Raw genomic sequence first — 18,148 nt, 5'->3', positions numbered from 1 at the left:
TGAATTTTTCTTAATGTAAATGTATGAATTTATCCTCAAAATCTTTTCTAAAAATATGCTCCGTAACGGCAAGAACTTTATTGCTTTCGGGATTTCTATTTTCGTGTGCAACCTATAACTTACAAAAAGGAAAAAACTTACATGAAACACAAAATTCTGATATAAAAACTGAAAATGATTTTAAAATATTTCTGGTTGGTGATGCCGGAAACGCAGATGAACCTCAAGCACAGCAGACTTTAAATTTCATTAAAAACAAACTGGATTCCGCAGATAAAAACTCCTTGCTTGTGTTTTTGGGAGACAATATTTATCCTCTTGGTATGCCCGGAGAAAGTGATAAAGATTATCCTTTAGCCAAAGAGAAGCTGGAAAATCAGTTGGCAATCACTAAAAACTTCAAAGGAAAAACATTGGTCATTCCCGGAAATCATGACTGGTATCACGGTTTGGAGGGCTTGAAGGCACAGGAAGAATTTGTAAAATCTTATCTGAATGATAAAAAAGCATTTCTGCCCAAAAATTCCTGTCCGATTGATGATATTAATCTTACCAAAGATATAAAACTTATTGTTATAGATTCTGAATGGGCTTTAATCAATTGGGATAAACATCCGGGAATCAACAAAGGCTGTAACATCAAAACCAAAGAAGATTTTTATGCAGAGTTTAAAGATTTAATCCTGAAAAATCAAGACAAAAGAATTATTGTAGCGTTGCACCATCCTGTGATTAGCTCCGGAACGCATGCAGGTTTTACCTCTGCTAGATCGCATCTTTTTCTTTTCGGAGGTAAAATTCCACTTCCGGGGATTGCAAGCTTAGTCAATATCTTGCGAACTACATCCGGAGTAAGCATGGAAGATCTTAGCAACAACCATTACACAGAATTTGCCGGCAGAATAAAAAGCATTATTCAGGATAAAGAAAATGTAATTCTTGTTTCCGGTCACGATCATAATCTGCAATATCACGCCAACAGAAATATCAGACAAATTGTAAGCGGTGCAGCATCAAAAACTGAACCTTCAACCATTTTTGAAAAAACAGACTTCTCTTATGGCGGAAGCGGTTTCGGGATTTTAAATCTAAGAAAAGATTTAAGTTCAGATGTAGAATTTTTCTCTACCAGGAACAATAAGCTTGAAAAGCTTACGCAAATTTCGGTGATTGAAAAACCAAAACAGTTTGAAAATAACTTTCCTGAAACTTTTCCGTCAACAGTAAAAGCTACAGTTTATACCGAAAGACAGGCAAAAGCGGGTAAGTTTTATTCATGGCTTTGGGGAAATCATTACAGAAAATACTATGCAATTCCTGTAGAAGCTAAAACTGCAAATATTTCTACTTTAAATGGTGGATTCACCCCTTTCAGAGAGGGTGGTGGAAATCAATCGAACAGCTTGCGGATCAAAGCGAATGACGGGCAGGAATTTGTGATGCGTAGTCTGAAGAAAAGTGCCACACGATTTCTTAACAATATGGCATTCAAGAAAAATACTTTCGGAAATGAACTGGAAAACACCTTTCCTGATAGATTTTTAATGGATTTTTACACGACAAGCCATCCGTTCACGGGATTTTCAGTTAATAATATGGCTGATAAAATAGGGCTTTTCCACAGCAATCCCCAATTGTATTTTATTCCAAAACAAAAAGGATTAGGTGAATTTAATAAAAATTATGGCGATGAATTGTACATGATTGAAGAGCGTTTTTCATCAGATCCTAAAACTTTGGCATCACTTGACAATGCAAAAGATATTTTATCAACTGATGATGTTTTGAAAAACCTCAGAAAAGACCATCAATATTCTGTAGATCAGGAATCATACCTTCGTGCTAGAATTTTTGATATGCTCATTGGAGATTGGGACAGACACGAAGATCAATGGAAATGGGCAGAATATCAGGACGGAGAAAAAATCATCTACAAACCGATCCCGAGAGATCACGATCAGGCATTCAGCAGGTACGACGGAACAGCTTTTAAAGTTCTGATGAACATTCCGGCAATCCGTCATATGAAATCATTCAAAGATGATATTAAAAGTGTGCGCTGGATGAATATGGAACCGTATCCGTTAGACTTAATTGTACTAAAAAATGCCAATCAGGAAGATTGGATTAATCAGGCAAATTATATTCAGCAAAATTTGACAGATGCAGATATTGACCGTGCTTTTGATCATTTACCCAAAGAAGTTCAGGATGAAACTATTACAGATATTCAGCAGAAATTAAAAACAAGAAAAACAAAACTAAAAGATTTTGCAACCCGGTATTTTGATGTTTTACAGGAAAAAGTTCCATTGGCAGGAACCATTAATAAAGATAAATTTGTTATCACGAAAGTTGACAATTATGTAGAAGTAAAGCAATATCAATTCAATAAAAACGGTGAAGAACTGGTTTTTGAAAAGAAATATGAAGACACCAAAACCAAAGAACTTTGGATCTATGGTTTGGAAGACGATGACATCTATGAAGTTTCAGGAGAAGGGAAATCAAAAATAAATATCCGTCTGATCGGAGGTTACAATCATGATATCTATAATGTAGAAAACGGTAAAAAGGTGAAAATTTATGATTTTAAATCTCAAAAAAACACCTACAACGAAAGATCGGCAAGCAAGCATATTACCAATGATTACAATGTCAACACCTACAATTGGAAACACCCGAAATACAATTTCTTTGCAGGGTATCCCAATGCCAATTTTAATCCTGATGATGGAGTGATTTTAGGTTTTGTAGCGAATTATACCGTTAATAATTTTATAAGAGATCCATTTACCCAAAAGCACATGTTCAGCGCCAATTATTACACATCAACCGGTGGATTTAATGTAGGCTACAAAGGAATTTTCAAAAAAGCCATTGCAGGATGGGATGCCGAAATTGATGCGACTTTCACGACTCCGTTTTTTTCAAGAACATTTTTTGGTTTAGGAAACGAAAGTGTAAATAATGTGGATGAAGACGAAAGAGATTACAACAGAGTGCGAATTTCTCAGTTTAAACTGGCGCCATCCATTTCAAAAACAAGCTGGCTGAATTTCAAACATCAGTTCCAACTGAATTTTGAGCATTCGAAAGTACAGTATAATGACGACCGTTTCATTGCTGTTTCTCCCGATGTAAATCCGGAAGTTTTTAACGGACAGCAGTTTGCAGGAGCCAATTACACCTTAAGTTTTAAAAATTTAGATAATAAAGCCTTCCCTACTTTAGGTTTAGAGTTAGAATTAAATGCAGGTTGGAAAGCAAACATTTCAGAATTCAACCAAAATTTCGCAAGCTTCCAAGGAACCTTAAATCTGTTTCACAGAATTGACAAGCGAGGAAAATTTGTATTTGCCAACTCAAGCAATGTAATGATGATCAACAATAATAATTTTGAGTTCTACCAAGCTGCAGCCATCGGAGGAAAAAACGGAATGCGCGCTTACAGAAATGAAAGATTTGCAGGGAAATCTTATGTTGTGAACAACTCAGAGATTCGTTGGGATTTTGGACGTGTAAAAAATAGAATTGTACCTGCCAATATGGGAATTTTAGTCGGTTATGATTTGGGAAGAGTTTGGATGGATGGTGAACAATCTGACAAATGGCATCAAGGTGTTGGTGGAGGATTCTGGATGAACATCTTAGAAATGTTCTCTGCGAGAGTAGATTATTTTACCGGCGAAGATGGCGGCAGAATTTCCGGTGGTGTGGGATTGAGTTTTTAAAAGTCATTGATTTTTATTTAAAGCTTTCTAAACTAAATTGTATTTAAAACGAATTTGTCATTCCAAAAGAATCTTACCACATTTATTAAGGTGAGATTCCTCCGGAATGACAAACTAGATATTTACTTTAAAGAATACTGATACACATTTCCGCCTTCACTTTTATCCTTTTCATCAGCAATCAGCAATGTTCTGTCATCAACAAAAACAATAGCTTCTTTCTGCGAATTGTGTTCTAAAGAAATTTTCTTAATTTTTACTGAATTAAAATCATTCATTGTAAATCCTGTCAAAATATGAACATTTTTGTGAGTCAGCAAAGCAATTTCACCTTTAGAATTAATCGTTGCTGAAGTAATTGCTGCATCGCTGTAGCCACCTTCAAGTTTCAGTTTCCCAACCAATTTCGCTTCAAAATCGCCTTCTGTATTTGGAATTTGAAAAACCAAAAACGTTCCGTCAAAACCTTTGCTTCTGTTTTTGGTGAACAGATAAAAATTGCCGTCTTTTTCTACAAAAGCTTCACAATCATACAACAGATTTGATTTTTTAGGCGGAAATTCTGTCTGTCCTTCATAATGAAATTTTGTGGTCTGAATGACGCTTGCAGATTTCTGAGAATCGCTTTTTAAATCTAATTTAAATATAGCCAAATTCTGCCTGTCATTATCGTTATTCCCGAAATCTCCGATGTAAATATTTCCGTCTGCATCTTTTGTAATATCTTCCCAGTCGTTGTTTTCAGCATTTTCTATTAATACATCTGTAATTAATTCGCCTTGTCGGTTGAGTCCGTAAACTACATTTTTATTCCCTGCATCTTCGATTGCCCAAATGGTTTTCTGATCCTGAGAAAGAGCAATTCCGGAAACTTCTTTCAGTTTTTTGGGCAGAGAAAACGCTGTTTTTAAGGTATCTTCCTTAGCCTGTGTATTTTCAGTTTTTGGATTGCAACCTATGAAAAGTAGCGAACAGATCGAGGAAAGGATATTCATTTTCATATATTATTTTTTTTAAAAAGTTTTACTTCATCCCAAAGCTCATCCATCTCTTCCAGTGTCATATTTTCTAATTTGAGATTTCTTTCCAGAGCTAAATTTTCCATTTTCTGAAATCTTGAGATGAATTTCAGATTTGTTTTTTCTAAAGCAGAATCCGGATTTAAGCCTGAAATTCTGGCGTAATTGATTAATGAGAAAAACACGTCACCCAATTCAAGTTCTTTTTTATCGACATCTGTTTCATCATGAAATTCCTGAATTTCTTCATCCACTTTTTTCCAGGCATCTTCGGCATCGTGAAATTCAAAGCCAATTCCTTTCACTTTATCCTGAATTCTATACGCTTTTACCATACTTGGCAAACCTTTCGGAACTCCGCCCAAAATCGATTTATTACCTTCTTTCAGTTTCAGTTTTTCCCAATTCTGTTTTACTTCTTCTTCATCTTTTACTTCTACATCACCGTAAATATGAGGATGACGGAAGATCAGTTTTTCATTTAATGAATTGATGACATCTGCAATATCAAAACTTTCTTTTTCTGAACCTATTTTAGCATAAAAAACCAGATGCAAAAGCACATCGCCGAGTTCCTTTTTAATTTCTGTTAAATCTTCCTGCAAAAGAGCATCAGAAAGTTCATATGTTTCTTCCAATGTCAAATGACGAAGTGTCTGGAGCGTCTGTTTCTGATCCCACGGACATTTTTCACGAAGGTCATCCATAATATCCAAAAGTCTGCCGAAAGCTTCGAGTTTTTCCTGTCTGGTGTTCATAAATTGAGAATTAAAAAGTAGTACAAATTTATAATAAACTTTCATTAATGTCTGTTCAAAATAAAAATCAATTTATTTCCCCACCCCTAAACGGAGTAAATTGATTTTTAGGCAATACTTTTGAAATAAATCTCTTCCTCCGTTTAAGGTTGGGGTTAGAAGAAATTTTCCCACAGAAGTTTTATAAATTTCGAACAAAAAAACCTCGTCATTGCTGATAAGGTTTTGTATACATTAAGATAAACTAATTATCCCATTTTTCTGTGTGTACTTTTAGTAGCGGCTTTTGCTCCTGTACTAGCTTTCACTTTCGGAGTTGCAGGCTTATCTGCTTTTGGAGCTGCTTTTTTCGGAGCTGCTTTGTCTGCAGTGATATCACCTTCAGCACTTTCACCTTCTACAGTTTCAGGCTCAGCTTTTACGAAGCTTTCTGGAGTAATATATCCTGCTTTGTGAAGAATATTGTACCACTGAGCCAATTTTTTAATATCAGAAAAATATACTCTTTCTGTATCATAATTTGGAAGTGAAGCGCTCATAAACTCTTTCAGCTCATCTTCAGTAGATTTGTGAGAAATGGTTTCTTTGTATTCGTAGTTTTTTGCAATATTTTCAAAAACTTCAAACAATGGAACTTCTTTGTCGAATGTGAACATTGCGATATTATCAAGCAAACTCACCTGGCTTGAATTACCGATGCTTACTTTCTTTTTTGTTGTAACGTCTTCAATAATAAATCCGTTTTTCAATTGCGAAACTAATTTGTAAAGACCTGGTTTACCAGAAATCGAAATTATTTTTTCTAACAGCATAATCTTATTTTTTTTAATTTTTCAGCAATTTGTTTAAGGCAAACTGCGTTTTATTATTTATTATTTTTCTTTTTAATTATTTTGGGAATCTCATTTTGTAGTTGATCGCTACATCACCCTGAGATATTTTAACCAATTTACCTTTTACCAGTTTTTTCTTTAATGAACTTAAATGATCGGTAAACAGCGTACCTTCAATATGATCGTATTCATGCTGAATTACGCGGGCTCTAATATCGGAAAAAGTTTCTGTATGCTTCACAAAATTTTCGTCATAATATTCTATAACGATTGTACTTTTTCTTTTCACATCTTCTCTCACATCAGGAATCGACAGGCAACCTTCATTAAACTTCCATTCTTCGCCCGATTCTTCAAGGATCTGAGCATTGATGAATACTTTTTTGAAATCTTTCAGATCTTCGGCTATATCTTCATAGTCTTCATCTTCCGCCAAAGGACTCACATCTACAATAAACAAACGGATATCTAAACCAATCTGTGGTGCAGCCAAACCAATGCCATTGGCACTGTACATGGTCTCAAACATATTGTCTATGAGATCCTGCAAACCAGGATAATCTTGATCTATCTCTTTTCCTACTTTTCTCAAAACAGGATCTCCAAAGGCTCTAATTGGTAAAATCATCTTGTTCTTTGTTCTAAAAAATTCTGCAATATGATAGTTGCACTCACTTTATCTATTAATCCTTTCTCCTGTCTCTGTTTTTTACTTTTCCCGCTTTGGGAGATAAAAAACGAAGCCATTTTTGACGTAAATCTCTCATCCAAACGATGAACCTGAATATCTGGAAATTCTTTTTGAAAAATATCTATAAATTTCAGAATATCTGCTTCCACTTCAGAAATATTTCCCCGCAAATCGACCGGAAGACCTACTACAATCTCATCAACTTTGTTTTCTTTGAAATATTTCTTCAAAAATTCCATCAGAAATCTAGTCTCTACAGTTGGTAGCCCGCTTGCAATAATCCTCATATCATCAGTCACTGCAATGCCGCAACGCGCTTTTCCGTAGTCTATCGCAAGGATTTGTCCCATAAGTCTGCAAATTTAAGAAATTTTAATGATTTTATTCATAACGCAGTTTTTTTTATAAAATGATGTTACATTCCACTATTTTTTTTATAATTTTAATATTCCAAACTCATCACTATGAAGAAACTCATCTTAGTAAGACATGCAAAAAGCGATTGGCCAGAAGAAATGGAAGATTTTGACAGACCGTTGGCAGACAAAGGTTTACAAGACGCACTCAAAATGTCTAAGTTTCTCAAAAATCAAAATATCCTGATCGATCAATTCGTTTCCAGTCCTGCGGTGAGAGCTTTAAATACGTGTAAAATTTTCAACCAGACTTATCGATTAGATGTAACGACCAACGATAAGCTATACAATCCTTCCGAGAATAATTTCACTTCTGTCATTTATAATCTGGATGATCAGGTAAATTCCGTAGCCTTATTTTCCCACAATAATGGTATTTCAAATTTTGCCAATTACATTACCGATCACATTTTTCATTTTTCAACTTGCGGAGTCGCAGGTTTTGAAATTGATTGCAAATCTTGGTCAGAATTTGACGGCGCAAACAAAAAGTTTTTGTTTTATTATGAGCCGAATAAGATTCAATTATAATTTTTTTATTTACTCATGAGATAAAATTTAAAAGAATTTCAGATGGGGATTATAGTTACTCACCCCAAAAATGATACATTTTCATTTCTGTACCGTTAGAATTTAATATTACATAGCCGTTTTGAAAAGTCTCTCTAGAATTACCAGGTTCAACGTTTAACCAATTGGTTTTAAAAATAAATATTTTTGTATCATCCAATTTTAATTTCGGTAAGACATTTTTTTTAAGAATATCTAATGAGTAATCATTCACATTAAGTTTAGATAATTTATCGTCATTTAAATAATTTGAAAATGAAATGCTGTCAACAAATTTCCAATCATTTTTGTTCGCAAATTGAAGTATTTCATAATCGGAAAAAGTATTAGCAGTTACATTTTTCCAAGAAACTATGGTTTTTCCACCCCATGAACCATGATCACTACTTTTTGAAACAATAAAGTTTTTGTAAAAATCAGTCCAAAAACCAGAGGGAGTTATTTTGTGACAACATGTAACAAAAATTAAGATTATTACAGAGATCAGGAAGTATTTTATTTTTTTAAGCATATTAAATTTGACATGATCTTATAGAATCTACATGGTCAAAAAATCTATTTTCTCTTTAGATCCAAATCATCAAAATCAAAACTGAAATCTGTAATATCTGAAATTGCTTTCATCTTTGCAGATTCTGCTTTGCCGTTTTCGTCATAGCTAAAAGTAATGTAAGCATCGGCATCGTAGCTTCTGTCATCCCATTTGATGATGAAAGAATTGTTTGAATATGGCAACAACTCACCTTTTAACCTAGGAGAGTTTTTGCATGAAATTCTGTACGAGTTTCCTTGCTCACCAATTTCTACATCACCAAACCAGACATCATTGTATTTCCCGACAAACTGTTCAGCTTTAGGCTGAAGATTTTTATCTTTTTTAAAGATTTCTGACTTTGCAAACGCATCTTTTTTCTGTTTTTCATATTCAGCGTTAGCTTTTGACATTCTGTCGCCGTAGGTTTTCAGCCAGTTTCTATCGGCAACTCCTAAATAAGAATCTTTCAAAGTATTCGTAATCGTGTTGAAAGCTGCACCAGACTGTTGATTTGTAAGAACTACAATCCCCAATTTCATATCCGGAATCAAGGTAAACTGAGTCACCGTTCCGATCAAACCTCCTGTATGCTGAACTTGTTTATGACCTTTCACATCGCTCAAAAACCAACCTAATCCGTAACCGTAAAAACCTGTATCATAAGGATTCTTCATCGCAACCGGACTTGCAATCTGTACATTCCAAAGCTGCTGAATCTGTTTGTCTGAGACCAGTTTTTTACCGTCTTTCGTTGTAAATCCCTTCAGAAGAAAATCTGCCCAAGTCGTCATGTCTTTGATGTTGCTCATAATTCCACCTGCTGCGTTGGCTGTTTCATTCCAATCATGAGGAACAGCGATTACTTTTCCGTCTGCAGGAGCGTGAGCATCTATTTTATTGGCAATAGCTTTTGCTCTGTTGTAACTTCCAAAACTTGAGGTCATCCCGACAGGTTTCATAATTCTCTGCTCAATAAATTCTGCCCATGTCAAACCGGAAACTCTGTGAATAACTTCTCCTGCAACGATGAACATTACATTATTATAGTCTAAAGTTGTTCTGAAAGGATTTTCGGGTTTTAAATATCTTACATTATGAACAATATCATTCACCGTCAAACTTCCGCCTTCAGGAAAAAACATCAAATCGCCTTGTCCCAAACCTAATCCTGCTCTGTGCGTTACCAAATCTTTGATGGTCACATTTTGAGAAACATAAGCATCATTCATCTGAAATTCAGGAATGTGTTTCGAAACTTTATCGTCCCAGTTTAGTTTTCCTTCATCTGCTAAAATTGCCAGAGCAACACAAGTAAATGCTTTTGAGTTGGAAGCGATTCCTACCAAAGTCGTATCATCCATTGCCTGCTTTGAAGCTAACGAACGAACTCCGAAACCTTTAGAATATATAATTTTTCCGTCTTTGATGACTCCGACAGACATACCGGGAACGTCGAAAGTTTTTAAGGTATTTTGAATAAGTTCATCTAACTTTTTTTCTTCAACCTGTCCGAATGAGATTAAAGATAAAAGAAGAAAGAGCAATGAGAATTGATGCTTCATTATTTTTTAAATTTTTTCAAAGTTAATCAATTCGGGATTATTGAGTAAATTTGGAACTTTAAAAGAAATATTTCATTCAGTAATGACCAAGATCCTCCTTCTCTCCGATTCCCATTCATATATTGATGACAGAATTTTAGATTACGCAAAACAAGCCGATGAAATTTGGCATTGCGGAGATTTTGGAAGTTTTGAAATCATTGAACAATTAGAAAAAATAAAACCTTTAAAAGGTGTCTGGGGAAATATTGACGGAGCAAAAATACGTTCTGAATTCACTGAAGTGAACCGTTTTTTTTGTGAGAAGGTAGAAGTTTTAATGATTCATATTGGTGGTTATCCCGGGAAATACACCCCTTTGGCTAACAAAGAAATTTCAGAGAAAGCACCGAAATTATTTATTTCAGGGCATTCTCACATTTTGAAAGCGATGTATGACAATAAGAATAATCTGCTGCATTTAAATCCGGGAGCTTGTGGAAAGCAAGGTTGGCATAAAACGAGAACGATGATGCGGTTCGTGATTGATGGGGAAGAAATAAAAGATTTAGAAGTAATTGAATTGGGACCGAAAGTTTAATTTTAAAACAAAAAGATCACTCATGATTCTCACTAATAACACTAAAAATGTTTGTGGAATTTGTGATATAATTGGTGTCAATTAGTATTTAGAATATATGAAAATAGGCGATAAAGTTTCGGTGGTTGATGAAGATTTGGGCGGAGTGATCACTTCCGTAAATGGAAATATAATAGTTTTCAAAGACGAATATGGTTTCACTTATCAATATCCGAAAGAAAAACTGGTTCCTAAAAATGCTTCTATCTATGATAATATGAAAGTGATTCAAAAAGCAGAGCCAAGAAAAGTAACTTCTAAAAAACATGATAAAACCCCATTGATTCTTGACTTACATTTTCATAATCTGGTTAAAAACCCGAATGATTATGATAGTTTCGAAAGATTGTTTATGCAGAAAGAAAAATTGATTCATACCATTAATTTCTGTCGAAAAAATCATCTAAAAAGATTAGAAATCGTTCACGGAATCGGCGACGGCGTGCTTCAGAAATTAGTCTGGGACGTTCTTGAAAGTCAAACTGGTCTGGATTTTTACAACAAAGAAATACTTCATCATCAATCGGGTGCGGTAATGGTAGAATTTCACTAAATTTGCAGCAATTGATATGAATTTACTTACTTTACTTTTTACCAAAGACGGGCTGATTTATCAGATTTCCAAGAACAAAAATGTTTTGGAAGAGAAGTCTTATCTCGTGAATGAAGAATCTTCTGCAAATTTTATTGCTGATAAACTGGAAGAAGTTTTGCTGAAGCAAAGATATGATGAAATCTCTGTCATCTCTGCACTTAACCATTTCACTTTGATGCCGGAAGGTTTTGCAGAGCACGATGCAGGATATGATCTGATTGCGTTCAACGCTCCTGTGGATAAGGAAAACGAAGAATTAATGCTTTCGGTGAATAAGAAATTTCAGGTTCAGTTTTATTATACTTTTCCGAAGGATTTTTACAAGAAAATCAAAGATCTTTCGATTCCTGTGAGGTTTAATTTTTCAGGTGAAAAGTTTTTAAACTCGATTCATAATAAAACCAATAAAGAAATTCACATCAATCTTTATCATAATCAATGTGAGTTTTTTGCGATTGCCAACAAAAAAGTAATTTTATACAACAATCTTGATGTCAACTCAGAAGTAGATTTTCTTTATTTCGTGATGTTTACACTAAGCAAGATCGGTTTCGGGATTAATGATACCAACTTTTTTGTATACGGTGAAACAACAGAAAACGAAACTTTTATTTCAGAACTTCAGAAGTTTGTGAAGAATCTGAAAATTGTTTTTGACAATATACCGAATAAGAATTTCATTCTCAATTAGGTTGCAGATTTCAGGACTTAATTCCTTTTTCAAAACCTAATCATTTAACAACTCAACTATGTACAGAATAATTGCCGGCAAGTGGAAAGCCAAAAAAATAGCAGCTCCGAAAAACTTTGATGTAAGACCGACCACAGATTTTGCTAAAGAAGCTCTGTTCAGCATCATCGAAAATAAATATGACATGCAGGCGAGTTCTGTGCTTGATCTTTTTGCAGGAATCGGCTCGATTACTTTTGAATTTGCTTCAAGAGGCTGCAAAGATTTAACTTCTGTTGAACTAAATCCGAAACACACGTCATTTTTAAATTCAACTGCTTCGGAATTGGGATTTAGCCTCAATGTAAGCGTGCAGCGTGGCGATGTTTTTGACTGGCTGAAAAAATTCAGAAATAAAAAATCTTATGAAATCGTTTTCTCTGATGCACCATTTGAGACAGAGGAGAAAAAATACATGGAATTGATTTCTTTGGTTTTGAATAATAAATATCTAAAACCCAACGGTGTTTTCATCGTAGAGCACCAAAGCAGAATGAAGTTTGATCATCCCAATCTGATGGATACCAGAAAATACGGAAATATAAGTTTCAGTTTTTTTGAGCCTAATCAGGAGGAAGAAACAGATTTAGAAATAACAGACAATCAGGAAATTTAATTCCTGATTTTTTTTGTTTAAATTATATTCAGTGAATATAGAAAGGGTTCATTTTTTCTACAACACCTTCAATTCCAAATCAATACTTTTTCCAAAAAACTTTTTTGAAATTTTCTCAAAGTTTTTGGTAATATCCGAAAGGTAAAACTTATAAGTAGGTTTCGGATTACTCGTATTAAGAAGATGATACTTATCCAAAATAATATTCAGATGATTTGCCACAATATTGGGCGAATCTATCACACGAACGCGGTTTCCGTAATATTGCTTGATCTCATCGATCAGCAACGGATAATGCGTACAGCCCAAAATCAAGGTTTCTATATTTTTTAATTTGGCATTGCTCAGATAATTATAAATGATAGAATGCGTAATGGGATGATTTTTAAAACCTTCCTCGATCGCAGGAACTAATAACGGAGTTGCCAACTCATCAACTTTGATAAATTTATTATGCTTTCTGATGCTTTTCTTGTACAAACCAGAATTCACCGTAGCTTTGGTAGCAATTACCCCTACATTATTGTGGATTTCATACGCCACTTTTTCAGCAACGGGATTGATTACGTCAACGACAGGAACTTTTCCGCCAACAGACTGCATCACATCATTTAAAGCATTTGCTGTTGCGGTATTGCAGGCAATTACAATCGCTTTGCAGTTCTGTTCCAATAAAAAATTGGTGATCTTGGTAGAATATTCTATAATTGCTTCTTTCGATTTTTCACCATACGGCAGATGTTTGGTATCTCCGAAATAAATAAGATCTTCATGAGGAAGAAGTCTTTTGATTTCTTTAGCCACCGTTAAACCTCCTACACCACTATCAAAAATACCGATAGGCTGTTTAGGGGAAAGGTGTGAATAGTCCTGTTTTTTAGTTTTCAAACGGAGTGAAATTTAGTGCAAAAATACTTAAAGATTTTAGATTTTAGATTTTAGATTCTAATTTTTTAAACCTGAAACAAATCTGAAGCAATTCCATCTGCCATAAACCAATGTTTTTCAGGAATTTTGAGATGATTATTTTCTTTAATCAAAACTCCATCAGCGATTTTCTGCTGAATTTCTTTTTGAAACTGATCTAAAATATCATTTTTAAATTTATTCTTTAAACTTTCGAGATCAACGCCCCAAATTGTTCTCAGCCCAATCATAATCATTTCATTAAACTGATCTTTCTGTGAAAGAATTTCTGTCTCTTTAGCTAAAAGATTCGAGTTTAATTTTTTAATATACTGCTGATTATTGGCAACATTCCAGCTTCTGACATCAAATCCGTTATAAGAATGTGCGGACGGACCGATTCCTAAGTATTCTTTATACTTCCAATAAGCTGAATTGTGTTTAGAATGAAAGCCTTTTTTTGCAAAATTAGAAATTTCATAATGCTCAAAACCATGATCTTTCAGAAAATCGATCATATAATAAAACTCTCTGTTCTGTTCTTCTTCCTTCGGTTTTGAAACTTTTCCGTTGGCAATCCAACTTTCAAGAGCAGTTTTTGGCTCGACAGTCAATGCATAAGAAGAAATATGAGGAATATCAAGAGCTATTGTTTTGTTTAAATTCTGTTTCCAGATTTCTAAGCTTGAAGTTGGTGAGCCATAAATTAAATCAATACTTAAATTTTCGAAGCCTAAATCCTGTGCTCTTTTGATAGAACCTTCTGCTTCGGAAGCATTATGAGCTCTGTTCATGAGTCTTAAATCTTCCTCAAAGAAACTCTGTGTTCCAATAGAGAGTCTATTTACAGGAGAATTTGATAATTGTTTTAAAAAATTTTTGTCTAAATCATCCGGATTTGCCTCTAAAGTAATTTCAATATCAGCACTAAAACTAAAATATTTCAAGACCTCATCAATCAAAGACTTGATTTCGTCACCGGAAAGGATAGATGGTGTTCCGCCGCCGAAGTAAAGTGACTGTAAATTTTTGTTTTCGAGTTCATCTTTACGGAGAAAAATCTCTTTTTTCATCGCAGCAATCATTTCATCTTTAAAATTTAAAGACGTTGAAAAGTGAAAATTGCAATAGCTGCATTTCTGTTTGCAGAAAGGTATATGAATGTACATCATAAAAAAAGCTCTGAAAAAATCAGAGCCCAAATTTATTTAAATTAAATCAGATTAATATCTAAATCCTCTATTATTAATAAAGTTATCAAAGTTGTAACCCAGACCCAGCATAAAGCTGTTTCCACCGTACTCCTGAATGTCAGACATTCCCAGATTGTAAGTAGCACCCACCATAAATTTGTTGAATCTTACTTTTACAATTGGTGAAATACTCAACTGCTGGTTATCAAATCTGTTTTGTACACCTCTGTAGCTTACCCCGAAGGAGAATGCGTTGATGTCATTTGAGAATGTCGCCATCAAGTTTAAATCCATCATTCTTGTAGAATTGGTATTTAAATTGATTAAGGCTGAAGGAGTAATAGCAATGTTATCTGCGATTTTCCAGTCGTATCCTAAGTTTAAGAAGAATTTGATAGGCGATGGTTCGTAGTTGTTTACAATAGACTCGTCATTGCTAAGAGCAATATCGTTCACAGAAACACCTCCGAATAAACCTTTGTAGGTTGCTGCCAAACCGAAGTTTGCATACGCCATAAAGATATTACTTTCATTTCCTTGTAATAAAGGATCGTAACCGTCTTCCGTATTAATTTTAGAATAATCGAAATTCATATTATAAAAATTAACACTTGTACCAAAAGAAAACTGATCTTTTCTATCACCTTCACTACTTAAAGGGATAAAATAAGAAGCTCCCGCTGTAATACCTCCTGCAGATATAGGACCGTTACTATCTCTGAAAACGGAAATACCCGCTCCCACTCGATCAAAAATATTCGCGTTGATCCCCACCGACTGAACGTTTGGCGACTCGCTAAATTTTGAAAATTGTTGTTGATAGTTTAGATTAAGCTGTACATAGTCCGTTTTACCATATTGTGCAGGGTTGAACAGGAACTCACCATCCAAAAGATATTGCTGATAGTATGGTAATGATTCTTGTGCTTTGTACGCATTAGACAAAAGAGCTAAACATACGATAGCATATAGTTTTCTCATAACAAATCTTGATTTCAATTCAACAAATATAAAAAAATTCTCAATATATTTTTAGTTTTCTAAATAATTTCTCCATTTTTTTACGGCATCCGTCATATCTTGGGGCATTGGGCTCTCAAAATACAATTCCTGTTTGGTCGTGGGATGTATAAAACCCAAAGTGTGGGCATGAAGTGCATGTCTTGGCAGAATATCAAAAACATTTTTCACAAACTGCTTATACTTAGGGAGATTAACTCCACGAAGGGCGATATTCCCCTCATATCTTTCATCATTAAAAAGAGTATGACCGATATGTTTAAAATGTGCACGAATCTGATGAGTTCTTCCAGTTTCAAGTTTACATTCTACCCAAGTCATGTATTTAAATCTTTCTAAAACTTTATAATGCGTTACGGCATGCTTACCAGCGCTTCCGTCTACATAGGTATACATCTGCATTCTATTCTTAGGATGCCTTCCTATATGCCCTGTTATGGTGCCTTCATCTTCTTTTACATTTCCCCAGACAAATGCCCAGTACAATCTTTTTGTTTTTCTTTCAAAAAACTGTTTTGCGAGAAAACTTAAAGCATATTCATTTTTGGCAATTACCAAAAGACCCGATGTGTCTTTATCAATTCTGTGAACAAGCCCTACTCTATCCAAATCTGATTTTTCACCTTTTTTATTAAAATGAAAAGCCAAAGCATTCACTAAAGTACCATCCCAGTTTCCGAATCCCGGATGCACAACCATTCCAGGGTCTTTGTCAACCACCACCAAGTCATCGTCTTCATACACAATATTGATGGGAATATCCTGCGGAATAATTACATTGAGTCTAGGAGGATGAGCAAGGAGTAGAGAAATCTGATCTCCCGGCTTTACTCGATAGTTTTGCTTTACCGGGTTTCCGTTGACAACAACATTTCCGGCTCTGCAGGTTTGCGAAATTTTATTTCTTGAAGAATTCTGACGAAAATTCAAAAGAAACTTATCGATTCTTAAAGGCTCCTGCTTACCATCTACGGTGATGTTTACATGCTCATAGAGACCTTTATTTTCCTCATCAATATCTACATTGTTGGGATCTAGTAATTCTTCGTCTAAAAAATCTTCGTTATCTTCTGTCATCCTTCATTTTTTACGTAAAAGGCTCCAACATTTTAAAGTTGAAGCCTAAATTTTTATGATAAAGTATCGCTTAATTAATGATTACTTTCTGAGCTTTTGGCTTATCTGCTGCAGACGTCGCAGTCTGCTTAGATTTATCAGCATTCGCAGCTGAAGTCGTTTTAGGCTTTGTATCCGTTGTTTTGGTAACGGCTGTCGGTTTTATGGTTGATGTTACACTGGGCTTTGGTGTTTCCTTTCTTGGAGTAACTGGTGGCGGTGGAATATCATTCGCTGGTGCATCTTCAAAATTAGGAACTTCTTCATATCTTATCGGAGGCAGCGTTGTATCAATTTTCATTCTGTATGTAGAATTCAGCTGTTCTATTCTGTCACGGAGTTCTGCCGGAGTTTTTTTACTTGCCCAAAGATCGATCTGCATTCCCTGATCTCGTACATCTCCCGAAGCAGGATCTTGGTAATAAACAATATCTGAATCATCACTTCCTCCATCTTCATGCTCTACAATTCCTACCTCAAAAAGATTTCTTGCGATGTAAGCTTTTGCATCCTTCACCGTTAATCCAACCAAATTAGGAATCGTAATATTTCTCATAGGCCCTGAACCTACTACGACATCAATGATAGAAAATCTTGGTATTTTAGTTCCCGGTTTTATAATAGTTCCTTTAAATAAAACTCTTAAAACAGCATCCTTCTGAATACTCGGTTCAAAGATGGTATCGCCAACTTTCAGACCCACCTGATCCAATCTTTGAAATGCCAATCCGGAATATTTATTAAGAACATCCGGAACTGCAACAGGAGCCCAGCTTCTCGGATTTACTTTTAAGGTAATCGCTCTACCATCTTTCACACGAGATCCCGGAGAAGGATAGACCTGCAGCACCTGAAAAGGTCTGTATTTTGGGTTATATGTAGCACTGTCTACTTCGTAGTCTAGCCCTGTGTCTTCTAATATTTTGACAGCATCATGTACCGACTTATTCACAACGTTAGGAACAGGAATTTCCTGACCATGATTGGTATGATATTCCAACCAGCGAAATGTAAGCCATACTAATCCCACAAAAAGTGCGATTGCCACTGCCAAATTAACTAAAACTTTCCAATTGAAAAGTGATTTAAGCATACTTAAAAATACTTGAATTATAACGGCAAATATAACTAATAATTTTTGAATGCACTTTTTATTTAACAGAATTAGCATTTGCTTTCAATTTTTCTGAAATTCAATTCCTGCGTGATATTATTTCATTAAATTTGCCTTAATT

At 34.7% G+C, this 18,148-nt stretch carries 18 protein-coding genes; 6 read left to right on the top strand and 12 right to left on the bottom strand.

Annotation, left to right across the window (positions count from 1 at the left end):
• Positions 1–23 precede the first annotated feature (23 nt).
• Positions 24–3,734: a metallophosphoesterase gene (locus tag ACZZZA_RS07975; protein WP_463430721.1), complete on the top strand. Its 3,711-nt coding sequence runs from the start codon at positions 24–26 to the stop codon at positions 3,732–3,734.
• 122 nt (positions 3,735–3,856) lie between these two features.
• Here ACZZZA_RS07975 and ACZZZA_RS07970 read toward each other — a convergent pair whose 3' ends face one another.
• The 5 genes from ACZZZA_RS07970 to ruvX form a co-directional block, all read right to left on the bottom strand.
• Positions 3,857–4,735 (bottom strand): hypothetical protein, encoded by an 879-nt coding sequence (locus ACZZZA_RS07970; RefSeq protein ID WP_463430719.1) that lies wholly within the window; start codon positions 4,733–4,735, stop codon positions 3,857–3,859.
• Entirely contained in the window at positions 4,732–5,511 is a 780-nt protein-coding gene (gene mazG / locus ACZZZA_RS07965; RefSeq protein ID WP_463430717.1) for a nucleoside triphosphate pyrophosphohydrolase, read from the bottom strand. Before mazG ends, ACZZZA_RS07970 begins: the two co-directional genes overlap by 4 nt.
• A 248-nt stretch (positions 5,512–5,759) precedes the next feature.
• A complete protein-coding gene (locus ACZZZA_RS07960; protein WP_463430715.1) occupies positions 5,760–6,323 on the bottom strand; it encodes a DUF5606 family protein in 564 nt (187 codons plus the stop codon).
• Between the two features lie 76 nt (positions 6,324–6,399).
• Positions 6,400–6,972: a peptide deformylase gene (def, locus tag ACZZZA_RS07955; protein WP_463430713.1), complete on the bottom strand. Its 573-nt coding sequence runs from the start codon at positions 6,970–6,972 to the stop codon at positions 6,400–6,402.
• Positions 6,969–7,385 (bottom strand): Holliday junction resolvase RuvX, encoded by a 417-nt coding sequence (ruvX, locus tag ACZZZA_RS07950; RefSeq protein ID WP_463430711.1) that lies wholly within the window; start codon positions 7,383–7,385, stop codon positions 6,969–6,971. Before ruvX ends, def begins: the two co-directional genes overlap by 4 nt.
• A 114-nt stretch (positions 7,386–7,499) precedes the next feature.
• Here ruvX and ACZZZA_RS07945 point away from each other — a divergent pair, with 114 nt between their 5' ends.
• Complete coding sequence (locus tag ACZZZA_RS07945; protein ID WP_463430709.1) at positions 7,500–7,982, top strand: SixA phosphatase family protein; 483 nt, start codon at positions 7,500–7,502, stop codon at positions 7,980–7,982.
• A gap of 55 nt (positions 7,983–8,037) precedes the next feature.
• On the opposite strand, the gene ACZZZA_RS07940 is transcribed toward ACZZZA_RS07945, so the two are convergent.
• Positions 8,038–8,532: a hypothetical protein gene (locus ACZZZA_RS07940; protein ID WP_463430707.1), complete on the bottom strand. Its 495-nt coding sequence runs from the start codon at positions 8,530–8,532 to the stop codon at positions 8,038–8,040.
• 44 nt (positions 8,533–8,576) lie between these two features.
• A complete protein-coding gene (locus tag ACZZZA_RS07935; RefSeq protein WP_463430705.1) occupies positions 8,577–10,118 on the bottom strand; it encodes a serine hydrolase in 1,542 nt (513 codons plus the stop codon).
• Positions 10,119–10,200: 82 nt separating this feature from the next.
• On the opposite strand from ACZZZA_RS07935, the gene ACZZZA_RS07930 reads away from it, so the two are divergent.
• The 4 genes from ACZZZA_RS07930 to ACZZZA_RS07915 all read left to right on the top strand — a co-directional run bounded on the left by ACZZZA_RS07930 (position 10,201) and on the right by ACZZZA_RS07915 (position 12,678).
• Positions 10,201–10,698 (top strand): metallophosphoesterase family protein, encoded by a 498-nt coding sequence (locus tag ACZZZA_RS07930; RefSeq protein WP_463430703.1) that lies wholly within the window; start codon positions 10,201–10,203, stop codon positions 10,696–10,698.
• Between the two features lie 97 nt (positions 10,699–10,795).
• Positions 10,796–11,290 carry a Smr/MutS family protein gene (locus tag ACZZZA_RS07925; RefSeq protein WP_463430701.1) on the top strand — a complete coding sequence of 165 codons (495 nt, stop codon included), beginning with the start codon at positions 10,796–10,798 and terminating at the stop codon, positions 11,288–11,290.
• Between the two features lie 16 nt (positions 11,291–11,306).
• A complete protein-coding gene (locus ACZZZA_RS07920) occupies positions 11,307–12,023 on the top strand; it encodes a DUF3822 family protein (protein WP_463430699.1) in 717 nt (238 codons plus the stop codon).
• Positions 12,024–12,081: 58 nt separating this feature from the next.
• The gene (locus ACZZZA_RS07915) at positions 12,082–12,678 is read left to right on the top strand and encodes an RsmD family RNA methyltransferase (RefSeq protein ID WP_463430697.1); all 597 of its coding nucleotides are present in this window, start codon (positions 12,082–12,084) and stop codon (positions 12,676–12,678) included.
• Between the two features lie 57 nt (positions 12,679–12,735).
• On the opposite strand, the gene murI is transcribed toward ACZZZA_RS07915, so the two are convergent.
• The 5 genes from murI to ACZZZA_RS07890 all read right to left on the bottom strand — a co-directional run bounded on the left by murI (position 12,736) and on the right by ACZZZA_RS07890 (position 18,006).
• The gene (gene murI / locus ACZZZA_RS07910; protein WP_463430695.1) at positions 12,736–13,566 is read right to left on the bottom strand and encodes a glutamate racemase; all 831 of its coding nucleotides are present in this window, start codon (positions 13,564–13,566) and stop codon (positions 12,736–12,738) included.
• A gap of 65 nt (positions 13,567–13,631) precedes the next feature.
• Entirely contained in the window at positions 13,632–14,756 is a 1,125-nt protein-coding gene (hemW, locus tag ACZZZA_RS07905) for a radical SAM family heme chaperone HemW (RefSeq protein WP_463430693.1), read from the bottom strand.
• Positions 14,757–14,807: 51 nt separating this feature from the next.
• Positions 14,808–15,758, bottom strand: a complete 951-nt coding sequence (locus ACZZZA_RS07900; RefSeq protein ID WP_463430691.1) for a PorP/SprF family type IX secretion system membrane protein — start codon at positions 15,756–15,758, stop codon at positions 14,808–14,810.
• 51 nt (positions 15,759–15,809) lie between these two features.
• Positions 15,810–16,874 carry an RluA family pseudouridine synthase gene (locus tag ACZZZA_RS07895; protein WP_463430689.1) on the bottom strand — a complete coding sequence of 355 codons (1,065 nt, stop codon included), beginning with the start codon at positions 16,872–16,874 and terminating at the stop codon, positions 15,810–15,812.
• Between the two features lie 70 nt (positions 16,875–16,944).
• Positions 16,945–18,006 carry a PASTA domain-containing protein gene (locus ACZZZA_RS07890; protein ID WP_463430687.1) on the bottom strand — a complete coding sequence of 354 codons (1,062 nt, stop codon included), beginning with the start codon at positions 18,004–18,006 and terminating at the stop codon, positions 16,945–16,947.
• Positions 18,007–18,148: the final 142 nt, after the last annotated feature.

Source organism: Chryseobacterium sp. AC405b (genome assembly GCF_979258685.1).
The sequence above is the reverse complement of the archived record's forward strand: the minus strand, read 5'-3'. Positions and strand labels throughout refer to the sequence as shown.

Bases quoted from the DNA above. Each gene is read 5' to 3' on its own strand.
- ACZZZA_RS07975 (WP_463430721.1), top strand. From the start codon at position 24: ATGAATTTATCCTCAAAATCTTTTCTAAAAATATGCTCCGTAACGGCA.
- ACZZZA_RS07970 (WP_463430719.1), bottom strand. From the start codon at position 4,735: ATGAAAATGAATATCCTTTCCTCGATCTGTTCGCTACTTTTCATAGGT.
- mazG (WP_463430717.1), bottom strand. From the start codon at position 5,511: ATGAACACCAGACAGGAAAAACTCGAAGCTTTCGGCAGACTTTTGGAT.
- ACZZZA_RS07960 (WP_463430715.1), bottom strand. From the start codon at position 6,323: ATGCTGTTAGAAAAAATAATTTCGATTTCTGGTAAACCAGGTCTTTAC.
- def (WP_463430713.1), bottom strand. From the start codon at position 6,972: ATGATTTTACCAATTAGAGCCTTTGGAGATCCTGTTTTGAGAAAAGTA.
- ruvX (WP_463430711.1), bottom strand. From the start codon at position 7,385: ATGGGACAAATCCTTGCGATAGACTACGGAAAAGCGCGTTGCGGCATT.
- ACZZZA_RS07945 (WP_463430709.1), top strand. From the start codon at position 7,500: ATGAAGAAACTCATCTTAGTAAGACATGCAAAAAGCGATTGGCCAGAA.
- ACZZZA_RS07940 (WP_463430707.1), bottom strand. From the start codon at position 8,532: ATGCTTAAAAAAATAAAATACTTCCTGATCTCTGTAATAATCTTAATT.
- ACZZZA_RS07935 (WP_463430705.1), bottom strand. From the start codon at position 10,118: ATGAAGCATCAATTCTCATTGCTCTTTCTTCTTTTATCTTTAATCTCA.
- ACZZZA_RS07930 (WP_463430703.1), top strand. From the start codon at position 10,201: ATGACCAAGATCCTCCTTCTCTCCGATTCCCATTCATATATTGATGAC.
- ACZZZA_RS07925 (WP_463430701.1), top strand. From the start codon at position 10,796: ATGAAAATAGGCGATAAAGTTTCGGTGGTTGATGAAGATTTGGGCGGA.
- ACZZZA_RS07920 (WP_463430699.1), top strand. From the start codon at position 11,307: ATGAATTTACTTACTTTACTTTTTACCAAAGACGGGCTGATTTATCAG.
- ACZZZA_RS07915 (WP_463430697.1), top strand. From the start codon at position 12,082: ATGTACAGAATAATTGCCGGCAAGTGGAAAGCCAAAAAAATAGCAGCT.
- hemW (WP_463430693.1), bottom strand. From the start codon at position 14,756: ATGATGTACATTCATATACCTTTCTGCAAACAGAAATGCAGCTATTGC.
- ACZZZA_RS07900 (WP_463430691.1), bottom strand. From the start codon at position 15,758: ATGAGAAAACTATATGCTATCGTATGTTTAGCTCTTTTGTCTAATGCG.
- ACZZZA_RS07895 (WP_463430689.1), bottom strand. From the start codon at position 16,874: ATGACAGAAGATAACGAAGATTTTTTAGACGAAGAATTACTAGATCCC.
- ACZZZA_RS07890 (WP_463430687.1), bottom strand. From the start codon at position 18,006: ATGCTTAAATCACTTTTCAATTGGAAAGTTTTAGTTAATTTGGCAGTG.